15 protein-coding genes and 3 pseudogenes are annotated in these 15,134 nt (G+C 66.2%); 14 read left to right on the top strand and 4 right to left on the bottom strand.

Annotated features, from left to right (window positions below):
• The first annotated feature begins 18 nt into the window (after positions 1–18).
• The 10 genes and pseudogenes from ACNKFW_RS19515 to ACNKFW_RS19470 all read left to right on the top strand — a co-directional run bounded on the left by ACNKFW_RS19515 (position 19) and on the right by ACNKFW_RS19470 (position 9,217).
• Entirely contained in the window at positions 19–1,347 is a 1,329-nt protein-coding gene (locus ACNKFW_RS19515; RefSeq protein ID WP_143091264.1) for an NAD(P)/FAD-dependent oxidoreductase, read from the top strand.
• A 32-nt stretch (positions 1,348–1,379) separates the two neighbouring features.
• Positions 1,380–2,522: pseudogene (gene aldA, locus ACNKFW_RS19510) on the top strand (aldehyde dehydrogenase); the annotation flags it as partial.
• A 69-nt stretch (positions 2,523–2,591) separates the two neighbouring features.
• Positions 2,592–3,524, top strand: a complete 933-nt coding sequence (locus ACNKFW_RS19505; RefSeq protein ID WP_418025721.1) for an IS5 family transposase — start codon at positions 2,592–2,594, stop codon at positions 3,522–3,524.
• Positions 3,525–3,580: 56 nt separating this feature from the next.
• Complete coding sequence (locus ACNKFW_RS19500) at positions 3,581–4,432, top strand: pyruvate kinase (RefSeq protein ID WP_418025719.1); 852 nt, start codon at positions 3,581–3,583, stop codon at positions 4,430–4,432.
• A 26-nt stretch (positions 4,433–4,458) separates the two neighbouring features.
• Positions 4,459–5,733 carry a phosphopyruvate hydratase gene (gene eno, locus ACNKFW_RS19495; RefSeq protein ID WP_179922272.1) on the top strand — a complete coding sequence of 425 codons (1,275 nt, stop codon included), beginning with the start codon at positions 4,459–4,461 and terminating at the stop codon, positions 5,731–5,733.
• Between the two features lie 91 nt (positions 5,734–5,824).
• Positions 5,825–5,980, top strand: a pseudogene (locus tag ACNKFW_RS19490) (IS3 family transposase); the annotation flags it as partial.
• A 194-nt stretch (positions 5,981–6,174) separates the two neighbouring features.
• On the top strand, positions 6,175–7,743 hold the full coding sequence (gene istA, locus ACNKFW_RS19485; RefSeq protein ID WP_028717560.1) for an IS21 family transposase: 1,569 nt from the start codon (positions 6,175–6,177) through the stop codon (positions 7,741–7,743).
• Positions 7,673–8,401: an IS21-like element ISPkr1 family helper ATPase IstB gene (istB, locus tag ACNKFW_RS19480; RefSeq protein ID WP_024843951.1), complete on the top strand. Its 729-nt coding sequence runs from the start codon at positions 7,673–7,675 to the stop codon at positions 8,399–8,401. The genes istA and istB overlap by 71 nt, the downstream gene beginning before the upstream one ends.
• Positions 8,402–8,681: 280 nt before the next feature.
• Positions 8,682–8,918: a type II toxin-antitoxin system CcdA family antitoxin gene (locus tag ACNKFW_RS19475; RefSeq protein ID WP_028711008.1), complete on the top strand. Its 237-nt coding sequence runs from the start codon at positions 8,682–8,684 to the stop codon at positions 8,916–8,918.
• A complete protein-coding gene (locus ACNKFW_RS19470; protein ID WP_024846182.1) occupies positions 8,918–9,217 on the top strand; it encodes a CcdB family protein in 300 nt (99 codons plus the stop codon). The genes ACNKFW_RS19475 and ACNKFW_RS19470 overlap by 1 nt, the downstream gene beginning before the upstream one ends.
• Before the next feature lie 464 nt (positions 9,218–9,681).
• Here the strand turns inward: ACNKFW_RS19470 and ACNKFW_RS19465 are convergent, their stop codons facing one another.
• The gene (locus tag ACNKFW_RS19465) at positions 9,682–9,918 is read right to left on the bottom strand and encodes a hypothetical protein (RefSeq protein WP_024846181.1); all 237 of its coding nucleotides are present in this window, start codon (positions 9,916–9,918) and stop codon (positions 9,682–9,684) included.
• On the opposite strand from ACNKFW_RS19465, the pseudogene ACNKFW_RS19460 reads away from it, so the two are divergent.
• From ACNKFW_RS19460 to ACNKFW_RS19445, 4 genes and pseudogenes are all read left to right on the top strand, one after another.
• Positions 9,919–10,140: pseudogene (locus ACNKFW_RS19460) on the top strand (transposase domain-containing protein); the annotation flags it as partial.
• The gene (locus tag ACNKFW_RS19455) at positions 10,122–10,316 is read left to right on the top strand and encodes a TonB-dependent receptor (protein ID WP_024846179.1); all 195 of its coding nucleotides are present in this window, start codon (positions 10,122–10,124) and stop codon (positions 10,314–10,316) included. The pseudogene ACNKFW_RS19460 and the gene ACNKFW_RS19455, both read left to right, overlap by 19 nt.
• Before the next feature lie 256 nt (positions 10,317–10,572).
• Entirely contained in the window at positions 10,573–11,187 is a 615-nt protein-coding gene (locus tag ACNKFW_RS19450; protein ID WP_231487003.1) for a hypothetical protein, read from the top strand.
• Positions 11,184–12,209, top strand: a complete 1,026-nt coding sequence (locus tag ACNKFW_RS19445) for an iron chelate uptake ABC transporter family permease subunit (protein ID WP_179922270.1) — start codon at positions 11,184–11,186, stop codon at positions 12,207–12,209. The genes ACNKFW_RS19450 and ACNKFW_RS19445 overlap by 4 nt, the downstream gene beginning before the upstream one ends.
• Before the next feature lie 657 nt (positions 12,210–12,866).
• On the opposite strand, the gene ACNKFW_RS19440 is transcribed toward ACNKFW_RS19445, so the two are convergent.
• The 3 genes from ACNKFW_RS19440 to ACNKFW_RS19430 form a co-directional block, all read right to left on the bottom strand.
• Positions 12,867–13,205 (bottom strand): hypothetical protein, encoded by a 339-nt coding sequence (locus ACNKFW_RS19440; protein ID WP_281029368.1) that lies wholly within the window; start codon positions 13,203–13,205, stop codon positions 12,867–12,869.
• Positions 13,206–13,326: 121 nt separating this feature from the next.
• A complete protein-coding gene (locus ACNKFW_RS19435) occupies positions 13,327–13,995 on the bottom strand; it encodes an ABC transporter ATP-binding protein (protein ID WP_024844137.1) in 669 nt (222 codons plus the stop codon).
• 4 nt (positions 13,996–13,999) lie between these two features.
• Positions 14,000–15,118, bottom strand: a complete 1,119-nt coding sequence (locus ACNKFW_RS19430; protein ID WP_036764947.1) for a capsule biosynthesis protein — start codon at positions 15,116–15,118, stop codon at positions 14,000–14,002.
• Between the last annotated feature and the right edge of the window lie 16 nt (positions 15,119–15,134).

Genomic DNA, 15,134 nt, shown 5'->3' with positions numbered 1-15,134 from the left:
CGATGCGAGCCAACATCCATGTCCACGCTTTCCATTCCCGTCGCCCCCTTTCCAGGTGACGATACCCTTCCTGCTGCGGTCGATGTGGTGATCGTCGGCGGGGGCATCATCGGAGTCACCACCGCGTTGGAACTGGCCGAACGCGGGATCTCGGTCGCGCTTTGCGAAAAGGGGGTGATCGCGGGTGAACAGTCCAGCCGCAACTGGGGCTGGACGCGGCAGATGGGCCGGGATGAACGCGAATTGCCGCTCTGCATGCATTCGGTCGAGATGTGGTCGCAGATGAACGAACGCATCGGCGGCGACACCGGCTGGCGCCGCACCGGCATCAGCTACCTGTCCTATAATCGTCGCGACCTGAAAGGCTGGCTGGCCTGGGAAGAGATCGGCCGCCGCCACGGGCTGGACGCGCGGATGCTGTCGCAGGCCGAGATCGCCGAAAAGCTGCCGGGCAACAATGGCGGTATCCTGGGCGTGCTGCATACTGCCTCGGACGGGCGGGCCGAACCGTGGATCGCAGTTCCCGCCATCGCCGAGGCCGCGCGCGAAAAGGGCGCCCATATCCTGACCGGCTGCGCGGTGCGGACGGTCGAGACCTCGGCCGGTCGGGTCAGCGCCGTGGTGACCGAACGGGGCACGATCCGTTGCCAGGCGGCGGTCGTCGCCGGGGGGATCTGGTCGCGGCTGTTCCTTGGCAACATGGGGCTGGATTTTCCGCAACTGAAGGTGATCGGCCCGGTGGCCTGCGTAGACGGGGTCGAAGGGCTGACGGACATGCCGGTCGGGGCAGGGGACTTTGCCTATCGCAAGCGGCTGGATGGCGGGTTCACCGTGGCGGTCAGGAACAAGAACCTTGCCCCCCTGACGCCGGATCATTTCCGGTTGCTGACCGAGTTCTTCCCGACCTTCCTGACCACCTGGCGCGAGTTGAGCCTGCGCCTGAACGGGATCTTCCTGCAGGAAGCGGTGATCCGGCGATCCTGGCGAGCGGATGAGGCTACCCCGTTCGAGGCTTGCCGGGTCATGGACCCGCCTGCCGTGCCCGGCTTTACCCGCAAGGCGCTGAAGAATCTCGGCCGTGCCTTTCCGCGCTTCGCGAATGCCCGCGTCCGCCGCGAATGGGCGGGCGTCATGGACGCGACGCCGGACGCGATCCCGGTCATCAGCCCCGTCCATACCGTCCCCGGCCTGCACGTCGCCTCGGGCTTTTCGGGACACGGCTTCGGCATCGGCCCCGGTGCGGGCCAGTTGATGGCCGACCTGATCACCGGCGAGCCTACCCGCGTCGATGCCAAGGTGTTCGACATCAGCCGCCTGCGCCCGCGCTATGGCGCGACGGCTACCTGACCCATTTCATGACTTCGGAGGAGGAACCCGATATGACCCGCATTCCCGCCAAGGCTTTCCAGGGTGAGCCGCAGGACTACCGCAACTATATCGACGGCGCGTTCGTGGAGAGCGGCACTGAAATGATTGACGTGCTGAACCCCGCCAACGGCAGGCTTCTGGGCCGAATCCCCGACACGGGGCCGGACCAGGTCGATGCTGCCGTGAAGGCCGCCCGCCATGCGCAGGCCGGCTGGGAAAGGCTGCCCGCCATCGAGCGCGCGGGGTATCTGCGCCAGGTCTCGGCCAAGCTGCGCGAGCATCGCCTGGAGCTTGCCGACGTCATCGTCAAGGAGCAGGGCAAAGTGCGCGGCCTGGCCCAGGTCGAGGTCGATTTCACCGCCGATTACATCGACTACATGGCCGAATGGGCCCGCCGGATCGAGGGTGAGGTGCTGACCAGCGATCGCCCGAATGAAACCATGTTGCTGTTGCGCAAGCCCATCGGCGTGGTCGCGGGCATACTGCCCTGGAACTTCCCGTTCTTCCTGATCGCCCGCAAGATGGCGCCCGCACTGGTGACTGGCAATACCATCGTCGTCAAACCCAGCGAGGAAACCCCGCTGAACGCTTATCTATTCGCCGAACTGCTGGCGGAAACGGACTTGCCGAAGGGGGTTTTCAACCTGATCGGCGGCCGTGGCGCGACAACCGGCGAGGCATTGGTGACCCATCCCGGCGTCGACCTGATCACCTTTACCGGCAGCGTCGGCACGGGTGCGCATATCATGCAGGCGGCGGGCCGAAACCTGACCAAGGTCAATCTGGAACTGGGCGGCAAGGCTCCGGCCATCGTGCTGAAGGACGCCGATCTCGACCTGGCCGCGCAGGCGATTCATGCCTCGCGCGTGATCAACACCGGGCAAGTCTGCAATTGTGCCGAGCGGGTCTATGTCGAACGGTCCGTCCACGATGCGCTGGTCGAGAAGCTCGCGGCCTTGTTTCAGGAAACGCGCTATGGTGATCCTTCGGTCACGGATGATCTGGACATGGGCCCTCTGATCAATCGGGCCGGTCTGGACAAGGTGGCGGGCGCCGTCGACCGGGCATGCGAGCAGGGGGCGACCGTGGTAACAGGCGGCAAGCTCGCCAACCTGCCCGAGGGGTTCCATTACGAGCCGACGTTGATTACCGGGGTGAATGGCTCTGTTGCACAAATCCCTTTTGGGATTCATCTCATGAATCCAGCGTGGTAGCTGGAATCCATGAGCAGACCCACACCTCCAACCTACAAGACCAGGAACTGGCCATCCTACAATGAAGCGCTCAAGCGCCGCGGATCGCTGACGATCTGGTTCGATCCCGAGATGAGCTGGGAGGCCGCACCAACTGGCAGGCGTGGCCGCCAGCAGAGCTACAGCGACGCCGCCATACAGACGTGCCTCTCGATGAAGGTGCTGTTCGGCATGGCGCTCCGGCAGACGACCGGGTTCGTCGAGAGCTTGTTGCAGCTGGTTGGTCTCGACTGGACGGTGCCCGACTTCAGCACGCTATCTCGCCGCCAGAAGACCTTGGCCGTAAACATCCCCTACCGCGGCTCCAAGGGGCCACTGCACCTGCTGATCGATAGCACCGGCATCAAGGTCGAGGGGGAAGGCGAGTGGCATGCCCGCAAGCATGGCGGTCCCAAACGGCGCGTCTGGCGCAAGATCCATCTCGGAATCGATGAGGAAACACTGGAGGTCCGCGCTGCCGAGATCACCGGGAGCCACATCGGTGATGCCCCTGTGCTACCCGACCTGCTCGGTCAGATCCCGGCGGACGAGCGGATCGGCAGCGTCACCGCCGACGGTGCCTACGACACACGTAAATGCCACGACGCCATTGCCGACCGCGGCGCCCATGCCGTCATCCCGCCCCGCAAGAACGCCAAGCCCTGGAAGACGATCACCGCTGGAGCCGTGGCGCGAAACGAGGCCCTGCGCGCGGCGAAATACCTGGGCCGCGCGCTCTGGCGACGATGGAGCGGATACCACCGCCGAAGCCGCGTCGAGACAAAGATGCATTGTGTGAAGTTGCTGGGGCAGCGGCTCATGGCGCGGGACTTCGACCGTCAGGTCGCTGAACTCCAGGTCCGAATCGCCGTCCTGAACGGATACACCGCGCTCGGCATACCCGTCACGGAAGCTGTGGGATAAGTCCGTCCGGGGAAGGGGGAACCTCGGCCATCACCCGATTTGTGCAACAGAGTCGGGTGGCGCTGTCCTTCGTCCAGCGGCCCGAGGACCTGGTCGAGGCCAAGGCCCTGATCCGGGGCCGTGCCGGGCTGATCGCCAAGATCGAGAAGCCCTCGGCGCTGGACAGCCTGCCGCAGATTGTGGCCGAGGCGGATGGCGTGATGATCGCGCGCGGCGACCTGGGCGTCGAGATCCCGCCCGAGGATGTGCCCGGACGACAGAAGGAGATCATCCGGCTCTGCCGCCAGTCCGACCGCCCGGTGATCGTCGCGACGCAGATGCTGGAATCCATGATCACCACGCCGACGCCCACGCGGGCCGAGGCATCCGACGTGGCGACGGCGGTCTATGATGGCACCGATGCGGTGATGCTGTCGGCGGAAACCGCGTCGGGGCAGTATCCCGTTGAGGCCGTCGCCATGATGGACCGCATCATCCGCCGCACCGAGGCGCATCCCTTCTATTCCGCCTCGCTTCAGGCGGCCGCGCCCCATGTCGACACGGCGGAACAGGCCATCGCCTTCGCGGCGGTCGAACTGGCTGATGCGCTTTCGTCCCCGGCCATCGTCTCCTTCTCCTCGACCGGCGCGTCGGGACGGCGGATCGTCTCGCACCGATCCCCGCGCACGACTGTCCTGCTGACCGGGGACGAGGCCGTCGCACGCCGCATGTCGCTGGTCTGGGGCGTGCGCTCGGTGCACGAGGCCGAGATCAGCGACCACGACACGGTGCCGATCCATGCCGCGGAGGCGGTGCTGGATCTGGGAATCGGCAAGCCGGGCGACAAGATCGTCGTGGTTTGCGGCTTCCCCTTCGGCGTGCCGGGGACCACCAACAGCATCCGGGTCACGCCGCTCGGCCAATACTGACCGTCAATCGCAAGAGGAGGAAGACGATGACAGCCATCATCGACATATTCGCCCGCGAGATCCTTGACAGCCGCGGCAATCCGACCGTCGAGGTCGACGTGACGCTGGAAGACGGCACGATGGGCCGGGCGGCGGTGCCCTCGGGCGCGTCCACGGGCGCCCATGAGGCGGTCGAGAAGCGCGACGGCGACAAGGCGCGCTATCTGGGCAAGGGCGTGCTGGAGGCGGTGGCCGCCGTCAATGGCGAGCTGGCCGAGAACCTGATCGGCGAGGACGCGACCGAGCAGCGCGCCATCGACGCGCTGATGATCGAGCTGGACGGCACCCCCAACAAGGCCCGGCTGGGCGCCAACGCGATCCTGGGCGTGTCGCTGGCCGTCGCCAAGGCCGCGGCCGATGCCTGCCAGCAGCCGCTTTACCGCTATGTCGGCGGCGCCGGTGCCCGCGTGCTGCCGGTGCCGATGATGAACATCATCAACGGCGGCGAACATGCCGACAACCCGATCGACATCCAGGAATTCATGATCATGCCGGTCAGCGCCGGCAATATCCGCGACGCGGTGCGCATGGGATCCGAGGTGTTCCACACGCTGAAGAAGGAGCTATCCTCGGCGGGGCTGGCCACCGGCGTCGGCGACGAGGGCGGCTTTGCACCGAACCTGTCCAGCACCCGCGACGCGCTGGATTTCATCCTCAAGGCCATCGAGAAGGCCGGCTACCAGCCCGGCGACGACATCATGCTGGCGCTGGACTGTGCCTCGACCGAATATTTCAAGGGCGGCAAATACGAGATGGCCGGCGAGGGCAAGTCGCTGAGCCCGGCCGAGAATGTCGACTACCTGGCCGCGCTCTGCAACGACTACCCGATCCTGTCGATCGAGGACGGCTGCGCCGAGGACGACTGGGACGGCTGGAAACTGCTGACCGACACGCTGGGCAGCCGGGTGCAGCTGGTCGGCGACGACCTGTTCGTGACCAACCCGGCGCGGCTGGCCGAGGGGATCGCGCAGGGCTGCGGCAATTCGCTGCTGGTCAAGGTCAACCAGATCGGCACGCTGTCCGAGACTCTGGACGCGGTGCGCATGGCCGACCGGGCGGGCTTCACATCGGTGATGTCGCACCGCTCGGGCGAGACCGCGGACGCCACCATCGCCGACCTGGCGGTGGCGACCAATTGCGGCCAGATCAAAACCGGCTCGCTGGCGCGGTCCGACCGGCTGGCGAAATACAACCAGCTGATCCGCATCGAGGAAATGCTGGGCGCCACGGCCGAATATGCCGGGAAAACGATCCTGCGCTGAGCGGCGTTCATGCAAGGATGCCCGCCCGTCCCAGGACCAGGGGAATCGCATTTGAGGATTTGGGCTTCTTCGTAGTGACGAAGGAACGAAGATGAAGCCCAAATCCTCTTTGAAAAAATCGGCGAAGGCCCCTGCGGAGCAGTTGGTGAAGGACATCCGGCGGCAGACGCGGCGCCACTTCTCGGCGGAGGACAAGATCCGCATCGTGCTCGAAGGCCTGCGCGGTGACGACAGCATTGCCGAACTTGCCACTGACATTCTCGTCATCCGTGGCGGCGCGAAACGGCAGGCCCTTGCTCTCGGCGATCTCCGTCATTCCACGTCAAACTGTGAACCGGCGTGCAAAATTGACCCCGTAACGGGGTAATCGGCTTCCAAAAATGACCCCCCTTACGCTGATGGTCATGATGCCTCCGAGGCTATCGGGGGGCACAGTGTGGGATGCTGGTTGTGGAGACGATTGCGAAGATCCGCCGGGCGTATTTCCAGGACAAGAAGTCGATCAAGCATATCTGCCGAGAGCTGCGGGTATCGCGGAACACGGTTCGGAAGGTGATCCGGTCCGGCGCAACGGAGATGACTTACGAGCGAACCGTCCAACCGCAGCCGAAGATCGGTCCCTGGAAAGGCAAGCTCGACGAGATGCTGGCGGCGAATGCGCGCAAGCCGAAGCGCGAGCGGCTGACCCGCATCCGGATTTTCGAAGAGCTCAGGGCCCTCGGATATGACGGCGGCTACGACGCGGTCCGACGCTATGCGGCTTCGTGGTCGCAGGCGGAGCAGGAAGCGTCAGCCGCCGCCTATGTGCCACTGAGCTTCGATCCGGGTGAAGCCTACCAGTTCGACTGGAGTCACGAGGTCGTTCTGATCGACGGCGTGACCACCACGGTGAAGGTGGCTCACGTCCGGCTTTGTCATAGCCGGATGCTGTTCGTCCGGGCCTACCCGCGAGAGACGCAGGAAATGGTGTTCGATGCCCATGACAAGGCCTTTGCCTTCTTCGGCGGCGCCTGTGCGCGTGGGATCTACGACAACATGAAGACGGCGGTGGACACGATCTTCGTCGGCCGCGACCGCGCGTATAATCGCCGGTTCCAGCAGATGTGCGGACACTACCTTGTCGATCCCGTCGCCTGCACCCCCGCGTCCGGCTGGGAGAAGGGACAAGTAGAGAACCAGGTTGGCGTTGTCCGGCGGCGGTTCTTCGTGCCGCGGCCGCGCTTCAAGAGCTACGCGGAACTCAACGCCTGGCTTCAGGATCGCTGTATTGCCTGGGCCAAGGCCCATCCGCACCAGGAATTGCGTGATCGGACAATCTGGGACGTGTTCCAGGATGAGCGGGCGAGCCTGGTGCCCTACGTCGGCCCTTTCGACGGATTCCATGCCGTGCCGGCCTCGGTGTCCAAGACCTGCCTCGTTAGGTTCGACAAGAACCGCTACTCGGTCGATGGTCGCGCCGTCGGCCGTCCGGTCGAGATCCGCGCCTATGCCGAGCGGGTCGAGGTCTGGCAGGACGGCAAGATCGTCGGCCGGCACGACCGCGCCTTCGGGCGCGACAAGGCCATCTATGACCCGCTGCACTACATCCCGGTGCTGGCCCGCAAGCCCGGCGCCCTTCGAAACGGCGCTCCCTTCAAGGAATGGGAACTGCCGCCGGCGATACGACGCGTCCAGCGTAAGCTGGGGCGCGTGCCGAACGGTGACCGTCAGATGGTCCAGATCCTGAGCATGATCCCAACGGATGGACTGGAAGCCGTCGAGGCTGCCTGCGTCGAGGCCCTGACCGAAGGCGCCCCGGCGGCATCGGTCGTTCTGAACATCCTGGCCCGACATCGCGAGCCACCACCTCCGTTGACCATCGCCACGCCGGACGCGTTGCGCCTGACCTGCGAGCCCGTGGCCGACTGCAAACGCTACGACAGCCTCAGGAGACCCCGCCATGGAAAGATCACAGGTGCTGGACGCGATGGGCCAGTTGAAGCTCTACGGCATGAAGGCCGCCTACGATGAGATCATCGCCACGGCGGTGAAGCGACAGCACGAACCGCAGCAAATCGTGGGCGACCTGCTGAACGCCGAGATCAGCGAGAAACAAGCTCGCTCGATCAAATACCAGATGACCATCGCCAAGCTGCCCTTGGCCAAGGAAGTCGACGAGTTCAGCTTCGAAGACACGCCCGTAAACGAAACGCTGGTGCGCGATCTGGCCTCCGGAGAGTTCCTCGAGCATCAGCGTAACGTCGTCCTCATCGGCGGCACCGGGACCGGCAAATCCCACCTTGCCGTCAGCATCGCCCGGGCCTGCATCCGCCGTGGCAAGCGCGGCCGCTTCTTCAACGTCGTGGACCTGGTGAACAAGCTGGACGCCGAAGCCCGCGCCGACCGACAGGGACGCACTGCGGATCTCCTGTGCCGCCTCGACTTCCTGATCCTCGACGAGTTGGGATATCTGCCGTTCGCCCAGACGGGTGGCCAGCTCCTGTTCCACCTCATCAGTCGCCTTTACGAACGCACCTCGATCATCGTGACGACGAACCTCGACTTCGGCGAATGGCCGACCGTCTTCGGAGACGCGAAGATGACAACGGCGCTCCTCGACCGACTGACCCATCACTGTGACATCGTCGAGACCGGCAACGAGAGCTGGCGCTTCAAGACGCGGGAATGACCGAGACGCCGCTGGCCCGATCCGGTTGCGCTGTATGGAGGCTACACCGCATCGGGCCAGCTACCCGTGCTGACCAAGCGGGGTCATTATTGGGCGCCGAAAGGGGGTCAAAGTTGCGTGCCGATTGACACGACATCGGTGCGGAAGGCCGCGCGCAGCGTCGCCGCCGCCATCAGCGCATCGTTTTCCGCCCGGAAGAGGGGGCAGGCGAGGTGCTGGATGACAGGGATTGATTTGCAGCGTCATGCGCATATATTATGCACATGCAGGAGGTAGCCCGATGCAGACACAATCCGTTCCCAAAAAACCGACCAATCTGTCACTGGATCAGGGCTTGCTCAGCGAAGCCCGGTCCTTCGGAGTAAACCTGTCGCAGGCCGCAGAGGCCGGTTTGCGTCGCGCGGTCAGGGAAGCCAAAGCCGAGGCGTGGAAGCGTGAGAACGCCAAGGCGATTGAAGGGGTTAACCGTTGGGTCGAAGAGAACGGCCTGCCCCTTGAAAAATACCGGCTCTTCTGATGGCGCGATATGACGTTTATGCCAGCCCGGATGGTTCGGGGTATCTTCTCGATGTGCAGACCGACCTTCTGGACAATCTGAGCACGCGCCTTGTGGTGCCGATGATGCCGGTGGGCGCTTCGCCGCCCGTGCTCAAGCAGCTGAACCCCATCTTTGACATACAGTCCGAGCGCTATGTGATGGTGACGCAGTTCATGGCCGCGGTTCCCGCTTCCATTCTGAAGACACTCGCAGGCAGCCTTGCACAGCACGATACCGAGATCACGGGCGCGCTGGACATGCTCCTGACCGGGGTGTGACGCCCTCTCTTCTTCAGTTGCCCAATCCTTCCCGCTTCCCAAGCGTGGCGGCCCCGGTTTATGACTGGGGGGCAAGGTCGACATCGCCACCAATTACGGTCTCGACAAGCAGGACCGGGATCAGCGCCTCAACTGGTTCGCATGCGAACCAGGACCATATCGAGAGCCTGATCCGAATGGTGTGTGAGAATCCGCGTAAAATCTCGAGCCACCACATGATGCGGGCTGCCGATGCACCGGCCCTGTTCTTCGCCGGCATCATGGCCTGGGACAAGGCCCGCAGGGGCGAGGCCATCGGCTATCCGGTGAGCCATTGGGCGCATAGTCCAACAGCACCGTGCCATTGGGGTCGCAGGCGGTCCTGGGATAGACGGGCGCTCCAGGACCGCCGGCAGCGTCGTGAAGGCCAAGGAAACTCCTGAGCCCGGCTTTCAGGATCGGAAAGGGCATGCCGAGGTAACGCATCAGCCGAGCACCTCAAACACCAGGGTCGGTGCGAAATCCGAGGTCTTTCGTGCGCGGATGGCATCCCCTGCCCCGATAGGCAGCACATCCCCCGGAAACAGGGCCAGGCCCCTGGTCTGCACAGGCGCCGGGGTGAACGTCACCTCGACGGGCGCATCCCGGACCATCATCTTGCAGGCCATGCCTGGCATGAGGACAGGAACGAAGGTATCGGAAGTAATGAGAGCATCTGCCATGCCGAACGCGGCATGCGCGCCATCGCCCTCGGGCGGAAGAACTACCTCTTCGTCGGCTCCGAGGCGGGCGGCAAGGCCGCCGCCATTGCCTGCACCCTGATCGAGACAGCCAAGCTCAACGCCGTCGATCCCCAAGCCTGGCTCGCAGATACCATCGCCCGCATCCCCGACTACAGGATCACCAAGGTCGATGATCTGCTGCCATGGCGTCGGAACGGATAGCGGTCAGCCCGCACGCTTACGATCTGGGCGCCAGCTACGAATGGGAAAACGGCGTGATCGGCCGGCTGAACATCAACAACGTGACGGACGAGGCCTATATCTCGGCCGGCGGGCCGAACTCCAGCTATTATGGCGACGGACGAACCGTGCAGGCAAGCTTGACATGTAAATGGTGACACTGTCCGGCAAGGGATTGATGCGACGCGCCCTTCTGGCTGCCGGCCCGCGCGGCGCCGGGGCTGCGGCTGGCGGCGGTGGACTGGGCCCTGGCCGAGACGGCGATGGCGCTTGGCCAGGCGCAGGTCGCCCTGGCCGAGCTGATCGCCTTTCGCGCCGCCACCGTTGACCTGGGCCTGCACGGGGCGCCCAATCTCGAGGCGCTGAGCCTTGTCGCGCCCGAGCTGATCCTGTCCTCGAGCCATTACAGCGCCATTGAGCCGCGGCTGGCGCATCGCGCCGGTCTTTACCCGTGCGCTTTACGTCGCGGGCAAGCCGGCCTTTCCCAAGGTGATGGCGCTGCTGGGGGAACTGGCCGCGCGGCTGGGCGATCCCGCTGCCGGGACGCGGACCCAGGCCGCCGCCGCCGAGTTTGCCATGCTGGCCGGCCGCGCCGCGCCCCATGCCGGGCGCGCCTGCCTGCTGTTCGAACTGGGCGATGCCCGCCATATCCGCGTCTTCGGCACCGACAGCCTGTTCGGCGGCGCGCTGGAGGCGATGGGGATGCGCAATGCCTGGACCGGGCGCACCCGCTTTGCCTTTGCCGCGCCCATCCCGCTGGAGCGGCTGGCTGCGTTCCCCGAGGCCCGGCTGGTCGGCCTGGGTCCGATCCCGGTGCAGGTCGAGTGCGCGCTGCGCTCGGTGGCGCTGTGGAACAGCCTGCCGCCGGTCAGGGCGGGGCGGGTGCATCGCCTGCCGGAACCGCGGCCCTTTGCCGGCATGCCCTCGGCGCTGCGCTTCGGCCACGAGCTAGTCGCCGCTCTGGAGGGCCGGGGGATGAACCGCATGACCCTTGCCGGGGGGCCGGGGCGGCGCTGGCCCTGTGGATGATTGCCGCGGTGGCGGCGCTGCCGCTGGCCGAATGGCCCGCCTTGCCCTGGCGGATTGACGAGATGTCGGTCGGGCAGATCCTGCTGGCCTATGGGCTGATGCTGCGCGGGATCCTGGCCTTGCTGGCCGGCGCGGCGCTGGGGCTGGCCGGGGCGCTGATGCAGGCGGTGCTGCGCAACCCGCTGGCCGATCCGACGACGCCGGGCACCGCCTCGGGCGCGCAGCTCGCCATCGTCGCGGCCACGATCCATGCGCCGGGCTGGCTGGCCGGGGGCAACCTGCCGGTGGTGCTGACCCCGGCGGGCGCGGCGACCTTCCTGATCATGGCGCTGGGGGCGCGGCGCGGCTTTGCCCCGGTGACGGTGACGTTCGCGGGGATGCTGGTGGGGCTGATGGCCTCGGCCCTGGCGACGGCGATGACCCGGACGCAGGGGCATTACCTCTTGTCGCGGGTGATGTGGAACGGCGGGGTGCTGGCGCAGGTGGACCGGTCGGGCAGCCGGAACATGGCGCTGGCGCTGCTGCCGGCGCTGGCCTCCGCGGCGGCGCTGGCCCGGCCGCTGATGGTGATGTCGCTGGGCCCCGAGGGCGCATGGGCTGGGCCTGCGGTTGGCGCCGCTGCGCCTTGCCACGCTGCTGCTGGCGGTGGCGCTGTCGGCCATGGTCTGGCCGAGATCGGGCTGGTGGGTTTTGTCGGCCTTGGCCGGGGCGCTGCTGGCCGGGGCGGGGGCGATCCTGCAGCGGCTGACCGCGAACCCGATGACCGCGCCCGAGCCAAGCCACTCCGCGATCATTGGGCGGGCTCTGGGGTGATTGAAGCTGCTCTCTGGCTCTGCCGGTCGGTTTCGCTCTGGTTGACGCAGACCGCGGCGGGCGGCTGTCCGCCATGGGCGGCGCGAGGCCGCTCTGGTGGCTGCAGAAGGCGATCCATCTGCCGGCGCCGGCCTTGGCCTGCGCGCCGGTCTCCCAGGCGTGCGGGTAGGCGCATTCATGCATCAGGGATCGCCGGAGGCGCTCGATGAAGACGGTGTCGAGACAGCGCCCCTGCCATCCATCGAGATGCGGGTGCCGGCCCGTTTCAGCCGATCAACCCAAGCGCAGGACGTGAACTGCGAAGCTCGATCGCGTTCATGATCTCGGGTGGGCCACAGTGGTGGCCGCCTCGTTCCGGGCCGCAACGCAGAAATCCGCCGCCGGCGTGTTCGAGATGCGCCAGGCCAGCAGCTTGCGGGGGAACCGGTCCATGACGGCGACCGGGCAGAGGCAGCCCCGCCGCATCGGCAGATCGGCGATGCCGGCGCACCCGACCTGGTCGGGTTGCTCGACCCGCCCCCCCCCCCAGCGGATAGGTCTTGCGCCCCGGCGCGGGCCTGCTGGCAGCGGGTTTCCGGCGGATCGGCATCAAGCGCATGAGCCGCATCAGCCGCCGGCTGCGCGTGACGTTCACGGCATGGCCTTCGTTGTGCAGGGGCCGGGTCATCTGCTGCACGCCGTCATCTGCTGCACGCCGTAGCAGGGCGTTTCCGGAAACTGCCGGTCGATCAGCCGCATAGGGGCGAGGTTCATCCCGGTCTCGTCCCTTGCTGCGCAACAGGACGCGGACCGCGGGATCGAGGACCGCGGGATCGACAGCAGGCGGCATGGCGCCCCGAGCGACAGCGCGGGACGGGAGCGTTCAATCATCGCGTTCGGGATCGGCCTTGAACCGGTGGCGGCTTCGATCCCTCGTCACTGGCCGGTCCAGGGCCTGGGCTTTCCGGACAGGAAGCGTTGGCGCCGGCCGGCTTCCCGATCCGGGCGTGCAGCGACCGCATCGTGGCCTCATCGATCCCAGCCTTCTTCCCGCCGCGTTCGAAGATGTCCGATGCCCCTTCGAGCAGCGCCTTCTTCCATTGATGGATCATCGTCGGGCGCACGCGGTATTCCGCGGCCAGCTCCGGCACGGTGCGCCCGCCCTTCGCGGCCTCCGGCGCCACCCGAGCCTTGAAGCCCGCGTCATGGTTCCTGCCTTTCGGCATCGTCCGATCCCCTCGTCCCTGGAGACCAGAAGACGGCGGATCGCAGCTTGCCGCACTGGCCGATTCTCGGCGGATAGCGCCTGTTTGGCTGCGTCACCTCCGCCCTTTGGCGGATGCTTTTTTATTTTGTCTGTGGGAGTCTGAGGATTTCCTCGTGTTTTTTGATGGCCTGGTCGATGTTGTCGAAGATTGTGAGGCTTGCGTTGTGCAGGACGGCGCCCATGGTGCACATGTTGCGGATCATGGGCATGGAATGGCTGACGACGATGGCGGATGATCGGGCCATGCGCTCGGCGAAGACGCGCTGGGACTTGGCGCGGAAATTGGCGTCGCCGACGCTGGTGACCTCGTCGACCAGATAGGTGTCGAAATGGATGCCCATCGAGGTGCCCATGGCCAGCCGCGAGCGCATGCCCGAGGAATAGCTGCCGAAGGGCTGGTGGTAATGCTGGCCCAGCTCGGCGAAATCGGCGACGTAATCGACCAGCTCGTCGGTGTCCACGCCGTAGATGCGGGCCACGAATCGCACGTTCTGCGCCCCGGTCAGATCGGGGTGGAAACTGCCCGAGAACCCCACCGGCCAGGAAATCGTGCCGTCCGACAGCACCCGGCCGGCCGTGGGCAGCACGGTGCCGGCGATGATGCGCAGGAGCGTCGACTTGCCGGCGCCGTTGCGGCCCAGAAGCGCCACCGAGGCCCCGGTCGGGAACTCGGCGTTCAGATTGTCCGCCACCAGGGTCTCGCGGCCGTTGAGCCGGTAGATCTTGGTCAGGTTCTCGAGCCGGATCATGGCGCTAGCGGCGGTCGCGGACGCTGTAATAGACCAGCACCAGGATCGACCAGCCGGCCAGCAGCATGCCGGTGATCATCGCCCAGAGCCAGGGCCGGTCCGGCTCGGTCGGGCTTTGCGCCACCTTGGGCTCGATATGGGCGGCCAGGTAGCGGGCCTGGCGCTGCGCCTCGGCCAGCGCCGTCTCATGGGCGATGCGGGCCGAGCGATAGGCGCCCTCGGCGAATTCGCGGTCCACGGCCAGCTTTTCGTATTCCGCCATCAGCTGGGCATAGCTTTCGCCGGCCGGGCCCTGGCCCTCGGCGCCGAACTTGGCGCGCTCGGCCTCGATCAGCCGGCGCAGCGCGTCGATCTTCTGCTGGGACTGGGTGACGCGGTGGTCGGTGGGCTGGGCATTGTCCAAAAGCAGGTCATGGGCGACCAGCGCCTCGGCCAGCTGCGCCTGCAGCCCGCTCAGCACCCCCATCTGCCCGGCGAGATCGGCCTCGGGATCGACGATCTGCGAGCGCATGCGGAAGGCGGTCATGGCCTGGCGGGTCTCGGTCAGCTCGGCGCGGGCCTTGTCGAGCTCGGCCTTGGCCAGGCGGGTGGCGTCGTCCTGGGCGATGGTCGAGAGCTGGTTGATCTTGTCCGAGCTTTCCTGGAACACCGCCGCGGCGATCTGCTGGGCGTCCTCGGGGGTGAAGGCGCTGACCTTGAGGGTGATCAGCTGGGTGGTGCTGTCGTAGAGCACCTTGACCTGGCGCTGCCAGTAATCGGTCAGATCCTCGACATGGCCCTCGGGGTCGAAGGCGAAGACGAAGTCATGCGGCCAGGCGCGCGAGAAGCGGGCGCGCAGGTCGAGGCTGGCATCGATCCTTTCGACCATGTCCTGGCTGCGGATGTATTCGTAGAGGATGTCGGTATCCGAGGCGCTGCCGCCGGCGCCGGTCAGCGGCGCCAGCCCGCCCAGGAGATCGATCGAGGAGGTGGACTGTTCCTTGCGCACCGAGAAGCCGACGGTCGAGACATATTGGTCCTCGGCGCGCAGCCAGAGATAGCCGGCCCAGGCGAGGCTGGGCAGCACCACCAGCGCCAGGAAGGAGCCCAGGATCAACCAGTGCCGGCGCCGGGGCTCGGCCATGCGGGCCGGCGGGCGC

Source organism: Paracoccus sp. TD-10, from assembly GCF_048270675.1.
Classification (GTDB): Bacteria; Pseudomonadota; Alphaproteobacteria; order Rhodobacterales; family Rhodobacteraceae; genus Paracoccus; species Paracoccus pantotrophus.
This window is presented reverse-complemented; position numbering and strand designations above follow the sequence as displayed.

Bases quoted from the DNA above. Each gene is read 5' to 3' on its own strand.
- ACNKFW_RS19515 (WP_143091264.1), top strand. From the start codon at position 19: ATGTCCACGCTTTCCATTCCCGTCGCCCCCTTTCCAGGTGACGATACC.
- ACNKFW_RS19505 (WP_418025721.1), top strand. From the start codon at position 2,592: ATGAGCAGACCCACACCTCCAACCTACAAGACCAGGAACTGGCCATCC.
- eno (WP_179922272.1), top strand. From the start codon at position 4,459: ATGACAGCCATCATCGACATATTCGCCCGCGAGATCCTTGACAGCCGC.
- istA (WP_028717560.1), top strand. From the start codon at position 6,175: ATGCTGGTTGTGGAGACGATTGCGAAGATCCGCCGGGCGTATTTCCAG.
- istB (WP_024843951.1), top strand. From the start codon at position 7,673: ATGGAAAGATCACAGGTGCTGGACGCGATGGGCCAGTTGAAGCTCTAC.
- ACNKFW_RS19475 (WP_028711008.1), top strand. From the start codon at position 8,682: ATGCAGACACAATCCGTTCCCAAAAAACCGACCAATCTGTCACTGGAT.
- ACNKFW_RS19470 (WP_024846182.1), top strand. From the start codon at position 8,918: ATGGCGCGATATGACGTTTATGCCAGCCCGGATGGTTCGGGGTATCTT.
- ACNKFW_RS19465 (WP_024846181.1), bottom strand. From the start codon at position 9,918: ATGGCAGATGCTCTCATTACTTCCGATACCTTCGTTCCTGTCCTCATG.
- ACNKFW_RS19455 (WP_024846179.1), top strand. From the start codon at position 10,122: ATGGCGTCGGAACGGATAGCGGTCAGCCCGCACGCTTACGATCTGGGC.
- ACNKFW_RS19445 (WP_179922270.1), top strand. From the start codon at position 11,184: ATGATTGCCGCGGTGGCGGCGCTGCCGCTGGCCGAATGGCCCGCCTTG.
- ACNKFW_RS19440 (WP_281029368.1), bottom strand. From the start codon at position 13,205: ATGCCGAAAGGCAGGAACCATGACGCGGGCTTCAAGGCTCGGGTGGCG.
- ACNKFW_RS19435 (WP_024844137.1), bottom strand. From the start codon at position 13,995: ATGATCCGGCTCGAGAACCTGACCAAGATCTACCGGCTCAACGGCCGC.
- ACNKFW_RS19430 (WP_036764947.1), bottom strand. From the start codon at position 15,118: ATGGCCGAGCCCCGGCGCCGGCACTGGTTGATCCTGGGCTCCTTCCTG.